This window comes from Lysinibacillus sp. RS10 (genome assembly GCF_041956855.1).
In the GTDB taxonomy this organism is placed as follows: Bacteria; Bacillota; Bacilli; order Bacillales_A; family Planococcaceae; genus Lysinibacillus; species Lysinibacillus xylanilyticus_A.
Map to the genome: position 1 here is coordinate 177,749 of NZ_CP167122.1, position 12,266 is coordinate 190,014.

The window sequence follows — 12,266 nt, forward strand, 5'->3', positions numbered from 1 at the left end:
GCAATTATGCCGAGGCATAATTGATCCATTTAGTTCATAACGGGCGTTAATTTAGCGACCACAATGCTATTGATGGCATTAATATAAGCTAGCGCACTGGCTTTTAAAATATCTGTATCTGCAGCTTTTGCGATATACTTTTCGCCTTCGTGCTCGATTGTAATTTTTACTTTACCAAGCGCTTCTTTACCACGAGAAACGCTATTGATATTATATTCCACAAGTTTTACATCAATGTTTGTAATTTCTGCGATAGCTGAATAAAGGGCATCAATTGGACCTGAGCCAACTGCACTTGCTTTATATACCTCGTCACCTTTGCGAACTTTTACACTAGCTGAAGGGAAGCTCGCGTTGCTGACGACTTGTAAATCATCGAAATTAAAGAACTGATCACTATAATGAGTGGCATTCGCATTGTTTGCGTCATGTTTTTCATAGTAGCTTTCCACAATAACGTATAAATCGTGATCGTAAACTTCTTTCTTCGCATCCGCAAGCTTCAGGAAGCCTTCGAAGATTCCTTCAAATTCATCCGTCGACAGGTTTGAGAAGCCAAGTTTTTCAAGGGCATTTTTCACTGCGTGACGCCCCGATCGAGCTGTAAGAACTAGCTCCATATCGTCAAGACCTACATCTTCTGGATGAACAATTTCATAAGCATCACGTGATTTAAGAAGACCGTCCTGATGGATACCAGATGAATGGGCAAAAGCATTATCTCCAGTAATGGCTTTGTTTACTTGCACGTCTAGACCCATAAAGCTAGAAACAAGACGTGATGTATTCATAATCTCTCTTGTGTTGATACGTGTCTCAGCATTGTACACAGAGCTACGTGTTTTCAGCGCCATTACAACTTCTTCTAAGGCCGCATTACCTGCACGTTCGCCAATGCCGTTAATTGTACATTCTACTTTGTCAGCGCCATTTTTAATTGCAGCAAGCGTGTTAGCAGTTGCCATACCAAGATCATTGTGACAATGTACACTTAGTAAAACGCTATCGTTTAAATTTTTCATGCGATCATTTAGTTTATAAATCATAGCCCCAAATTCTTCTGGCTCTGCAAAGCCGACTGTGTCAGGTACATTAATCATTGTTGCACCAGCCTTCATAACGGCTTCAATCGTTTTCCAAAGATACTCGAAATCTGAACGAGATGCGTCTTCTGTTGAATATTGGACTTGTGGTAGAAGCGTTTTTGCATACTTTACAGCATCCACGCCAATTTGTAGAATTTGATCTTTGGACTTGCTAAATTTTTTCTCAACATGAATATCAGAAGTACCAAGTACCATATGAATCATAGGGTTTTCAGCGTATTTTACAGCGTTATAAACAGCATCAATATCTGCCTTTACAGCACGTGCTAAAGCAGTAATCATTATGTCGCTTGTATTACCAACTCTTTGTGCTACAGCTTTGACTGCATCAAAATCACCTTGTGATGAAGCAGGGAAACCGGCTTCGATAATATCGACGCCTAATTTTTTGAGTTGCTGTGCTATCTCTACCTTTTCGTATAAATTCAGTTTTGCACCTGGCACTTGCTCGCCATCACGTAAAGTTGTATCAAACACCCAAATTTTTCTTCCCATTTTCAAACACTCCTTTTGTAGTAGTTGTCATTATATGAATGCTGTCTCTGCTTTGCACAATTTGCATTGCGAGAGACAAAATCTACACCTAGGCCAATAAACATCCGATTCAGGGTAAATAAAAAAACCCGTCTCTATAAAAATATAGAGACGAGTTTATGCTCGCGGTACCACTCTAATTGACCTTCTCTTTACAGAGAAAGTCCCCTTATCGACAGCCATTACTGTCTATCCCGTTAACGGAGGAAACCGACATCCCTTACTCAAGGTTCAGGGAGTAGCTCATGGACGAGTTCAAAATGTGTGCCTATCGGTTTCCACCAACCACCGACTCTCTAGAAGTACACTTACCATTTCTACTATTTCCAATCTTGGCCTACAATGTGTTGTTGAAAGCAATGATACTTTGATATTGTCCCTTTGTCAATAATATTCTAAAAATTATTTCTTTTCTGTCTTATACAAGCTTGATAATTAGTTTCAAGGGCACAGTCATTTGAAATAAAGTGAAATTTGTTAATATAACGTGTGGTTGATTTCCGTTCCAACTGGGCGCTTTATAGCTGTCGCTTTGCTTTCGCGCAGATAAATAATGAACCAATTTTTATCATGAATAGCATTTTCTATGCGATAATAAAAGGCATAATTATATGTTTAGAAAGTGGAGAAGACTATGAAATTTGTATTTGATTTAGACGGTACGATTTGCTTTAAGGGTCAACCATTAAGTAAGGGAATTACTAATGCTCTAAAAGCTTGTATAGAGAATGGGCATGAAATTATCTTTGCATCAGCTCGCCCAATTCGTGATTTATTACCTGTATTACCGGAAACAATGCGAAAATTTTCAATGGTAGGGGGAAATGGCGCATTTGTAGCACGAAATGGAAAAACACTTGAGGTAACAGCATTTGAGGCAGAAATAGTAGAAGAGATTCAAAACATTGTTTCAGCATTTCAGCTGCCGTATTTAGTAGACGGTGATTGGGATTATGCGTATACAGGTAGTGAGGCACATCCAATTTATCAAAATTTAGATCCACTAAAGCTTGCAAAAAAAGTAGCGTTACAGGACCTTAAGGATATAGTGAAAATTGTATTATTTCCGGGAGAGCATCTGAATGAAATATTAGTAGCACTAAAAAAACTACCAATCTCGTTGTATGAACATACATCCGAAAATATTGTAGATATGAGCCCAAATGGCATAGATAAATGGAATGGTTTAACGAAATTAGGTATAGCTGAAGGTGATTTTATCGCGTTTGGTAATGATGCGAATGATGCATCTATGTTTGTAAAGGCCAAAGAAAGTGTTTGTGTAGGTGAGCATAAAGTGCGTGAGCTTGCGTCCTTACAAGTATCAAGTGACGAGACGGCAGTAATTGACATGCTAGATGCGTTGAGTGAAAAGTACAAATAAGAGGCTTTACCTGATTATATTTTAGTACTACCCGAGCAGTTATTGGCCATGCTGATTTGAGCATAAAAGATACATATGAGGTTAAAGTGGCAAATGCTTTAGATACACTTGAAGTACAAATTCAGCACAACGAACCTACCAGTGAAATATGGTTACCGATCGAGTATGAAATGACATTTTTGCTAGGAAAACATACTGAATTTGAAGTAGTGTTAACGGATCTTAAGGATCTTATTGAAGCGGAAGGTGCCGAGAAATTGAGGCAAGCAAAGTTTTAATAAATAATTGAATATACTATATTCAAAATTCCTCCCAAACCGTATTTGTTAATACAATTTGGGAGTTTTTTTATGAAATAGTTGCTTATAAGTTTACTGAAAAAAGATTTAGTAACTTTCTCAGTAATTAATTGTATTCCAGGAGATCCAGATGGCCAGGTGCCGGTATGAAGTTAGTCTTCGGACAACAGCATTTTTTTTGGCGACATTTTGAACAATTACAAGAGCAAACACATTTTTCCTTACTATCACAAAAATTGCATTTACCACAACAAAGGTCATATTTCTGGTCATTATCTTCACCACTGCAACAAATGCAGAACGTTTTTTGTCCTCTTAAAATTAGTGCAGGTGAAGGATCACCAAGAAGATCACCAGTACGTGATACACTCACACTTTGTAAATCTTCCACTTGAACGCTACGCACTCCGGGATCAAGTTTAAGGATAAGTGGGATATGGCATCCTCTTTTCCTAATTGTTACAGAAACGGGTTGATTCACCAAAAAACTTAATAATGTTTTATTGTGGTTACAAGTAAAATCTTCAAAAATGGTCTGAGTACTACTACCAAAAAAATTAACATTAAAGTTGTGTTTCGCAATAAAGCATTTGCCTTTTTGATTATGATTACTACCCGAATTCAATCTCTGGTCATAAGAATAAAACGTTTTATTATCATCTACACAACAAATACAGAATGTTTTATCTATGCTAAATGCAAATGAGGCTGGTCCTTCAGTACCAATATTTTGCACAACTAGGCTTTCAAAATCTTCTACTTGAAATACCTTTGTACCTTCGGGAAGTATGACATCCCTAATAGGTCGATCGCATCCTCTTGTTCGAATTGTTATTTGAATGGGTGGAATAGACTGACCATCTGGCCCTGTACCTAAAGAAGCCAATTCTAAAAGCGTTTTATTGTGATTACATGTATGATCTTCAAATATAGTTCGTTCTGGATCACCAACGAGCAAAGTAATATTACCAGCAGTTGTATGGGTGTCAACAAAACATTCTTGGGGCACATGAAAACCATGCTGTGGGTGATTAGAGCAATGATGCTGTGGTTGATTAGAGCAATTATGAGGTGATTGAGTAGGGCAATTTTCTACTGCTTTATATCTCATTATTATGCATCTCCTAAAGTTAGATTTTGATTTTAGCTAATCCTTATATTTTATTCACGATAAACATCCAATCCTGTATGCTCATCATTACTTGAGTGTCGAAGGAGAATGTTTAGATGTTCAGTTGTCACAATAATAATGAGTATTTTAAGTCTTAGGTTTTTATGCTGGTAAGTACGGAGAATAAGTAGGCTTCCTTCCGGGTGGACCCAAGGAGGAAGAGTGATATACCGTCCAAAGAGTTGTTGGTGCTTACATTTGATTTAACGCCAGGGGGCAATGGTACGTGGTACGTTCAAGGAGGGCGATCCATCGCACTGGGCGAGTTGATATATTGCAACTCTAGAGGACCATAACATTGCTTTAGGCGATGAGAATGGCAATTTTAGACCAATGGAAGATTTAACACCCGCATATTTTGCAGTGTTTATATACCGAGTACTCGGTTTTTAACATGAAGCGTCACGTTAAAATAGAAGGGAGAGGTATCATATTTAATACCTCTCCCTTTTTAGAGAAAAAAAGATAGATTAATCAAGTTTCTTAGGGTTCATTTGAATTATCAAATTATGCTTGAATACCTGAAAAAATTGATTTTAACTGTTTTGAAATTCATGCTATTATTTCGTTAATAAATCTAAGTTAAGGCCGTTAATGTTAATCATTGCTGAAGGGGAGTTGCACCTACTCTTATCATTTTTACTCCACCTTAAAACGTGAAACCTGTGTTTGTAATTCTTCGGCCATGTTTGATAATGTAGCAGCAGAAGCGGCAACTTCTTCAATAGTTGCTAGTTGTTCTTCAGAAGCAGAAGCTACATTTTGTAGATTTGAAGAAGACGTTTGTGCAATGATTGCAATTTCATCGAAGGATGCATAAATTTGCTCAGCACTTGATGACATTTCTTCAGAAACTGTCGTTGCCTCTTGGATTTGATTGGATACTTGTGCGATCAGGTCAACGATTTTTGAAAAGCCTTCTTCAGCTACGTTTACAACTTGCATACCTATTTGAACCTCTTGTGTTCCATTATCCATTACGGTAACTGCACGATTTGTCTCTCGTTGTATTTCTGAAATCAGACCGGCAATTTGTTCAGCAGATTGCTTGGATTGATCCGCTAATTTCTTTACTTCTTCGGCAACTACAGCAAAGCCACGACCGTGCTCCCCTGCGCGAGCCGCTTCAATTGCAGCATTCAGTGCTAGTAAATTTGTTTGCTCCGCGATATCCGTAATGAGGCCAATAATATTTCCGATTTCAACGGAATGATTTCCTAAATTTTTCACAACGCTAGCAGATTCTAAAACTGCTGAATTAATTGTGTCCATCTGTGCAATTACACGGTGTAGTGATTCATTCCCTTTGTTAGCTTCTGTATTTGTTTCTATAGCCAGTTCAGAAACGGCAGCTGTGGTTGTAGCTAATTGTTGAATGCCTTTTGTCATATTTCTCATAGCCTCTGAGCTCTCAGTAGCATTTTTGCCTTGAGCTTCGGAGCCACTTGCAACTTCTTGTATGGAGGAAGTAATTTGTTCTGTTGCTTGGATTGTTTGCTCGGCACTTGCGGTTAACTCAGCAGCAGAGCCACTTACCTGCACGGTGTTATGACGTACATTTGTAATAAGATCCTTTAAATTTAGCGCCATTTGATTAAAGGCAAGCGCTAAATCGCCCACTTCATCTCGATTTTTTATGTGAATTTGTTCAGCTGATAAATCGCCCTCAGCAATCTTTTTAGCGGTCTTTGCCATACCTTTAATAGGGCGGGAAATAAATCTTCCTATGACAATAGCAATGATCAGACTAAGGACAACAGCAAACACGCCAAGAATAATCATTTGGAATTTAATAGCTTCTATCTCTTTTGATGTAGCAGCGATTTTCCCTTCTATATACTCCTCCTGATAGTCGGCAAGGTTTTCTACGCGTTCGTCGAATTGTTTAATAATCAGGCGGCCTTGTGTGCTATCCAGTTTTTCGTATTTCTCTGTTTCTCCGGCAGCCCTTAATGAAAACATGCGATCTGCGAACCGTTGGACATCCTGCTCACTTTTATTGATAGCCTCTAATAATTCAATAGATTTTTTAGAATCGAACGATGCCATTAATTCATCATATTTCTTTTTAAATTCTTCACGTGACTCTGTATTACTTTGAAGATTGTGTTTATCCCCAAGTAATAGATAACCTCTCATGCTTACAATTTCTTGTTTAGCAATCACTTGTAGCTCTTGAATACTAAGAGATTTAGTTGTTTGTTCTTCGAGTAACACACGATACGTCTCGTTTACGGAATTAAGTTGTTTGATATTTAATCCGATTGTGCCGACTAACACTAAAATAACAATAAAAAAAGCGAGTATTAATTTCTTATAGATTGTAAATCGCATAGTTGTAGTTCCCTTTCTCAGTAATTTAGTAGAAATGTTACAAAAAAGTGAAATATGTATATATACCATTTATATCAGATTATATGAATTTTACAAAGTATTATGAGTATTTTTACATTAATCGATAGAACCAAAAAAGGAAGTAAGTTGTAGCTAGAATGATAAAAAAAGCAGAATAAATGGCTGTTTTACTGTTAGAGGAAGCGGATAATTACTGATGTAACATTCTTAATTATGACAATTTTCGTAAATTTGAAACTTGATGAGCGATAGCAACGTAGAATGAATAAAGAAGTAAGCGAGGGTGTGGGAAGATGTATAGACCTATTTTGAAATTACCAAAAACAAAATATGAAAAGATATGGGACTGTATTGGTGGCGGGTTATTTGTGCTATCCATTTTTTATATTTTTGTCATGTGGGGCAATTTACCCGAAGAGATTCCAGGTCATTTTAATGGTGCAGGAGAAGTTGATCGTTGGGGCTCAAAAATGGAATTATTCATACTTCCGTTTATCGGGATTTTTCTATGGATTTTCCTGGGTTTACTCGAAAAAGCCCCGCATATGCATAATTACCCAGCACGCTTAAACGAAAGAAATGTAGAGGCATTTTATTTGAATAGCCGAAAAATATTAAACGAAGTAAAAAACTTCTGCCTAATTTTATTTGCAGCTTTATCATTCCAAATGGTGCATATTTCTCTAGGAGAGGCAGAGTCTCTAGGGTGGTGGTTCCTACCGATAGTGCTGATTGGAACAGCTATTCCGATTATTAAAGGGATAGTGGCCACTATAAAAATAAAGTAAATCTCAAACGCTCGAGAAAATGTTCGAGCGTTTTTTGGTACGAAAATTTCACTAAATCAGCTATACTATCAAAACCAAGAGGAAAATTAGAAGAGGGCCAAAGCTATGCAAAAGAAATTTAAACTTAAGGATGGATTATCCATTGCAATTCATCATCAGCCACAGGATTTGATACTAGAGGGGATTTCTCAATCAGGGGAAATGCCATATGATCGTATTATTGCTTTTGTGTTTAATATTGACGAAATGGTAACGTATTTACAAAACGCATTAAAGTTAAACACGCTCACAGAACAGGGATATTTATTTTTTGTTTATCCGAAAAAGGGAAATAAGAAATATGAACAGTTTATCCATCGGGATGAGATTTTCCCGGCTATTCAAGTGGACGATGAAAAATATATTGTAGGCAGTGATTATAAATTTGCAAGTCTTATGTCGTTAGATGAGACGTTCTCTATATTGAGCATCAAGAAAGATGGCAAGGGGCGAGGTAAGAAAAAAACAGCCAGTAGTCAGTGCGTAAGTGACTATGAAAGCATGATTCCTCCATTGCGTAATTCACTTGCAGAACATCCAGATGATTTAGTATTTTACGATGGATTAACACCAGGCTATCAAAAGGACTGGGCTCGTTATATTTATAGTGCGAAAAAGGAAGAAACGCAGGTAGCACGCTTGGGAGAAATGCGTGAAATTATAAGATTAGGCTACAAAACAAAGGAATTGTATCGTAAGGCAAAAGCCGAGGGTAAGGCGTAAATGACGAATGGATCTTTAGGATCAGGTAGCGCTAATACTATGTTGAAGAGAGGGCAGAATATGAAAAACACATATATTGAACAAGTGGATGAAAAATGGCGCGAGGGGTTTGCCAAGCTTGTGGATGTGGTCGAAAGTAACTTACCAGAAGGTTTTGAAGAAAGTATGAATTATGACATGATTAGCTACGTTGTCCCTTTATCAACGTATCCGAAAGGTTATCATTGCACGCCAAATACATCTCTCCCCTTTATAAGCCTAGCTGCACAAAAACGCCATATTGCAGTATATCATATGGGCATTTATTCAGATCCAGCGTTGCTCTCCTGGTTCCAAGGGGAATATATGAAACGAGTACCGACAAAGCTCAATATGGGGAAAAGCTGTATTCGTTTTACAAGCACTAAAACTATTCCGTATGAATTAATCGGAGAGCTTGTTTCAAAAATGACACCAGCACAATGGATTTCAAAATACGAGGGAGAGATTAATAAATGAAAAGTGCCACTACATTTTTAATGTTTCAGGGACAAGCTGATGAAGCTATTCAGCAGTATCAACAGTGGTTTTCCGATTTACAGGTAGAAAGCTTAACTTATATGGAAAACTCACAACAGGTTGCGATGGCTGTTCTTCATTTAAAAGGTTTGAAAATTATGGTCAATGATAGTGCGATAAAGCATAACTTTACATTTACGCCGTCAACATCTATTTATGTGGAATGTGAGTCTGCGAAGGAAATCGGCAGTCTGGTTGCTCAAATTTTAGAAGGTGGACAGGCGTTAATGCCACTTGATAATTATGGATTTTCTAAGCAATTTGCCTGGGTGCAGGATCGCTTCGGTGTGTCCTGGCAGCTAACGTATAATTGAACTGAATAATAACTTCATATGCCGGTAGAGGATGATACAAAAAATCCGATGCAATAAGGCAAAATTATGGTAAAAGGAGAATAGAATATGACAGTAACTTTAGTAAGACACGATATAAAATATGCTGAAGCAATGCATGCGTTGTCTTCCATGCCACAGGTTCGAGATGCACTAGGGTTACCTGTTGGCAAAGTTGAAGATACGATTAACTTTATTAAACGTGAATGTGTGGACGAAGAGGATGGCAAGACAGTCCCTCGTGTTGTTTTAGATGAAGAAGGACAACTTATTGGTGTGACGGCGTTAATGTTTATTGATCACAATAAAAAGAGCTGTCATATTGGTTCATGGCTTGGCTATGAATTTTGGGGAAAAGGCTACAATCTTCAATCAAAAATGGCCATTTTAGATATAGCATTTTTTGAGTTAGGGCTAGAGCGTGTTTTTGCAGGCGCTAGAATGGTCAATATTCGCTCGCAAAAGGCACAGGAGAAGTTGCCTTTTATTCGATTAGGAGTAGAAAATGATTTTCCTGAGGAGCATTCATGGTTAGAGGTTAAAGAAAAGCAGCCATGTGTTTTAAATGTTTTTGAACGTAAAGATTTTGTCCGATATCGCACAAGTATAGAGAAAGTTGAAAGCGAAAGAGGAGACTATTTACCACAATTATTATTAGCTGATGAAAGTGAAGTCGCTGTTCGAGAATATTTAAATGATGGTGAATTATATGAGATTAAATGTGGCGAGCAGTTAGCGGGTGTAGCGTTACTTCTTGAACAGTCTGATACGACAGTTGAGTTAAAAAATATTGCGATTGTACCGAAGTATCAAGGTAAAGGGCTTGGGAAGGAAGCACTGCGACAAATAACAACAGTTTGTCGATCTCAGGGATATAAAACGATAAAAGTTGGAACTGCAAATTCTAGTATTGATAATATTGCCTTCTATCAAAAAGCTGGTTTTCGTATGGAAGCAATTGAAAAAGATTTTTTCAGTAATTACCCAGAGCCAATCTATGAAAATGGAATTCGTGCACTAGATATGATTTTCTTTTCAAAGGCATTGTAAAGTAATATAGACATAAAGAAATACCCGTCCAACTTTGAGTTGTGCGGGTATTTTTATTCGCCAAGCAACAGTGCCATCAACTTTTCTTTCGAATGTAAAAAATCATCAAGTGTATAGCGATCCAGGACGGCTAAATAGGCCTGTAGTGCTTCGTATAATACGCCCTTCAGCTGACATTCTGGAGCAATTTTACATAAATTATTTTCTTTATCAAAGCATTCGACAAGATGAAAATCCTCTTCTGTATGACGTACTATTTCACCAATTGTGATAGTTGTTGGATCAATTGCTAGACGTATACCGCCACCGCGCCCACGAATCGTTTCAATATAGCCTAATAACCCAAGTTGGTGTGTCACCTTCATTAAGTGGTTTTTCGATATATTATAAGCATCCGAAATTTCTTGGATCGTTGATAATTGGCCTTCATCCTTCGCACCCAAATATATGAGTGTTCGAAGAGAATAATCTGTGTATAAAGTTAAGCGCATAAGAACACCCTACTTTCTATAGTTCAAAATAATTATAGCATTTTTACATTGAAGTATAATAAATTCAATACTTTTTTAAAGATGTATTTAAAATACATTAATTATGTCCATTTTGTTAAAGATGTATTTTATATATTGCTTTAAAGGATTGATAGCGTTATATTGTAATCACGAAAGGATGGTATGCGATATGTTAAAACAAGAAACAGTACAAATTATTAAAGCGACAGTTCCTGTATTAGAAGTTCACGGAGTGGAGATTACGAAGACGTTTTACAAAAATATGTTTCAAGCTCATCCAGAATTATTAAATATTTTTAACCATACAAACCAAGAACAAGGTCGTCAGCAAACAGCGTTAGCAAACACAGTTTATGCTGCTGCAGTTCATATTGAAAATTTAGAAGCTATTTTACCAGCGGTTATGTTAATTGCCCATAAACACCGTAGTCTAGGTATCTTACCTGAGCACTATCCAATAGTAGGAGAAAACTTACTAAAAGCGATTAAAGAAGTGCTAGGTGATGCGGCAACAGATGACATTATTAATGCTTGGGCTGAAGCATATGGTGTCATTGCGGATATCTTCATTCAAGTAGAAGAAGAGCTCTATCAAAAAGCTGAGGGTAATGGCGGATGGCGCTTATTTAAACCGTTGAAAGTGGCGAAAAAAGTAGTAGAAAGTGATCTTGTCACATCTATTTACTTTGAAAATGAAGATGGTTCCCCTCTACCAACTTATGAGCCTGGTCAATATATCAGTATCCGTGTGAAAGTACCAGGCGAAGAATATTTAATGAATCGTCAATATACGCTTTCACAAGCGAGTGCAAAAGAGGGCTATCGCATTTCAGTGAAGCGTGAAAGCGATCATACACCAAATGGTAAAGTATCAAACTTTATTCACGACGTATTACAAGTTGGAGATTTAGTAGATGTAAGTGCTCCAGCAGGGCTATTTGTTTTAGAAGAAACTGCTGCTCCAATTACATTTGTTAGCGGCGGTATCGGTGTAACACCATTAAACAGTATGTTGCAATCATTGAAAGATGATGCGGCTAATGAAGTGAACTTTATCCAATGTGCACGCAATGAAAAAGTAGTGGCATTTAGTGATGATATTCAAGGGAAAGTAAATGCACTGCCAAATGCAACTTATACAGCGTTATATTCAGATGAAGATAAACTGATCACAACAGAATTATTAGCTGAAAAAGTAGCCAATAATACAGATGTTTACGTTTGTGGACCTGTTGGTTTTATGGAAGCAGTTATTAAAAAGTTACATGAAATTGGCGTGAAAGACGAAAAAATTCATTATGAATTCTTTGGTCCGGCAATGCAACTAGCAAAATAATAATGATGGATTTCCCTGTTATGAGTAACGGCTCATGGCAGGGATTTTTTTTGTTGGGGATGTTGAGCGACGGATAGAA

At 37.3% G+C, this 12,266-nt stretch carries 12 protein-coding genes and 1 other annotated feature; of the genes, 8 read left to right on the plus strand and 4 right to left on the minus strand.

All coding sequences use genetic code 11. The features are described from left to right. Window positions 1-29: 29 nt before the first annotated feature. Window positions 30-1,601 (minus strand): 2-isopropylmalate synthase, encoded by a 1,572-nt coding sequence (locus tag ACB089_RS01040; protein WP_368637519.1) that lies wholly within the window; start codon window positions 1,599-1,601, stop codon window positions 30-32. A 143-nt stretch (window positions 1,602-1,744) separates the two neighbouring features. Then, window positions 1,745-1,983 (minus strand) — a binding site (T-box leader). Window positions 1,984-2,274: 291 nt separating this feature from the next. Between ACB089_RS01040 and ACB089_RS01045 the strand changes: the two genes are divergently transcribed. Together ACB089_RS01045 and ACB089_RS01050 are read left to right on the plus strand one after the other, a co-directional pair. After that, window positions 2,275-3,024, plus strand: a complete 750-nt coding sequence (locus ACB089_RS01045) for an HAD-IIB family hydrolase (RefSeq protein ID WP_374964832.1) — start codon at window positions 2,275-2,277, stop codon at window positions 3,022-3,024. A gap of 86 nt (window positions 3,025-3,110) precedes the next feature. After that, the gene (locus ACB089_RS01050; RefSeq protein ID WP_374964833.1) at window positions 3,111-3,302 is read left to right on the plus strand and encodes a hypothetical protein; all 192 of its coding nucleotides are present in this window, start codon (window positions 3,111-3,113) and stop codon (window positions 3,300-3,302) included. 127 nt (window positions 3,303-3,429) lie between these two features. On the opposite strand, the gene ACB089_RS01055 is transcribed toward ACB089_RS01050, so the two are convergent. Together ACB089_RS01055 and ACB089_RS01060 are read right to left on the minus strand one after the other, a co-directional pair. Beyond that, window positions 3,430-4,434, minus strand: a complete 1,005-nt coding sequence (locus tag ACB089_RS01055) for a hypothetical protein (protein WP_374964835.1) — start codon at window positions 4,432-4,434, stop codon at window positions 3,430-3,432. A 699-nt stretch (window positions 4,435-5,133) separates the two neighbouring features. After that, complete coding sequence (locus ACB089_RS01060) at window positions 5,134-6,828, minus strand: methyl-accepting chemotaxis protein (RefSeq protein ID WP_374964837.1); 1,695 nt, start codon at window positions 6,826-6,828, stop codon at window positions 5,134-5,136. A 314-nt stretch (window positions 6,829-7,142) separates the two neighbouring features. Here ACB089_RS01060 and ACB089_RS01065 point away from each other — a divergent pair, with 314 nt between their 5' ends. The 5 genes from ACB089_RS01065 (at window position 7,143) to ACB089_RS01085 (ending at window position 10,339) form a co-directional block, all read left to right on the plus strand. Beyond that, window positions 7,143-7,637 (plus strand): DUF1648 domain-containing protein, encoded by a 495-nt coding sequence (locus ACB089_RS01065; protein ID WP_374964839.1) that lies wholly within the window; start codon window positions 7,143-7,145, stop codon window positions 7,635-7,637. A 105-nt stretch (window positions 7,638-7,742) separates the two neighbouring features. Then, window positions 7,743-8,399: a YdeI/OmpD-associated family protein gene (locus tag ACB089_RS01070; RefSeq protein WP_374964840.1), complete on the plus strand. Its 657-nt coding sequence runs from the start codon at window positions 7,743-7,745 to the stop codon at window positions 8,397-8,399. 60 nt (window positions 8,400-8,459) lie between these two features. Then, window positions 8,460-8,897, plus strand: a complete 438-nt coding sequence (locus ACB089_RS01075; RefSeq protein WP_374964842.1) for a DUF1801 domain-containing protein — start codon at window positions 8,460-8,462, stop codon at window positions 8,895-8,897. Next, a complete protein-coding gene (locus ACB089_RS01080) occupies window positions 8,894-9,271 on the plus strand; it encodes a VOC family protein (protein WP_374964844.1) in 378 nt (125 codons plus the stop codon). The genes ACB089_RS01075 and ACB089_RS01080 overlap by 4 nt, the downstream gene beginning before the upstream one ends. Before the next feature lie 87 nt (window positions 9,272-9,358). Further along, on the plus strand, window positions 9,359-10,339 hold the full coding sequence (locus tag ACB089_RS01085; protein WP_374964846.1) for a GNAT family N-acetyltransferase: 981 nt from the start codon (window positions 9,359-9,361) through the stop codon (window positions 10,337-10,339). Window positions 10,340-10,392: 53 nt separating this feature from the next. On the opposite strand, the gene ACB089_RS01090 is transcribed toward ACB089_RS01085, so the two are convergent. Continuing rightward, complete coding sequence (locus ACB089_RS01090; protein ID WP_068984961.1) at window positions 10,393-10,830, minus strand: Rrf2 family transcriptional regulator; 438 nt, start codon at window positions 10,828-10,830, stop codon at window positions 10,393-10,395. Window positions 10,831-11,020: 190 nt separating this feature from the next. Between ACB089_RS01090 and hmpA the strand changes: the two genes are divergently transcribed. Continuing rightward, entirely contained in the window at window positions 11,021-12,187 is a 1,167-nt protein-coding gene (gene hmpA / locus ACB089_RS01095; protein ID WP_374964848.1) for an NO-inducible flavohemoprotein, read from the plus strand. The last annotated feature ends 79 nt before the right edge of the window (window positions 12,188-12,266 follow it).

What these genes read in the sequence shown, in the direction of transcription:
- hmpA (WP_374964848.1), top strand. Translation starts at nt 11,021, where the DNA reads ATGTTAAAACAAGAAACAGTACAAATTATTAAAGCGACAGTTCCTGTA.
- ACB089_RS01080 (WP_374964844.1), top strand. Translation starts at nt 8,894, where the DNA reads ATGAAAAGTGCCACTACATTTTTAATGTTTCAGGGACAAGCTGATGAA.
- ACB089_RS01070 (WP_374964840.1), top strand. Translation starts at nt 7,743, where the DNA reads ATGCAAAAGAAATTTAAACTTAAGGATGGATTATCCATTGCAATTCAT.
- ACB089_RS01090 (WP_068984961.1), bottom strand. Translation starts at nt 10,830, where the DNA reads ATGCGCTTAACTTTATACACAGATTATTCTCTTCGAACACTCATATAT.
- ACB089_RS01055 (WP_374964835.1), bottom strand. Translation starts at nt 4,434, where the DNA reads ATGAGATATAAAGCAGTAGAAAATTGCCCTACTCAATCACCTCATAAT.
- ACB089_RS01075 (WP_374964842.1), top strand. Translation starts at nt 8,460, where the DNA reads ATGAAAAACACATATATTGAACAAGTGGATGAAAAATGGCGCGAGGGG.
- ACB089_RS01085 (WP_374964846.1), top strand. Translation starts at nt 9,359, where the DNA reads ATGACAGTAACTTTAGTAAGACACGATATAAAATATGCTGAAGCAATG.
- ACB089_RS01045 (WP_374964832.1), top strand. Translation starts at nt 2,275, where the DNA reads ATGAAATTTGTATTTGATTTAGACGGTACGATTTGCTTTAAGGGTCAA.
- ACB089_RS01060 (WP_374964837.1), bottom strand. Translation starts at nt 6,828, where the DNA reads ATGCGATTTACAATCTATAAGAAATTAATACTCGCTTTTTTTATTGTT.
- ACB089_RS01040 (WP_368637519.1), bottom strand. Translation starts at nt 1,601, where the DNA reads ATGGGAAGAAAAATTTGGGTGTTTGATACAACTTTACGTGATGGCGAG.
- ACB089_RS01065 (WP_374964839.1), top strand. Translation starts at nt 7,143, where the DNA reads ATGTATAGACCTATTTTGAAATTACCAAAAACAAAATATGAAAAGATA.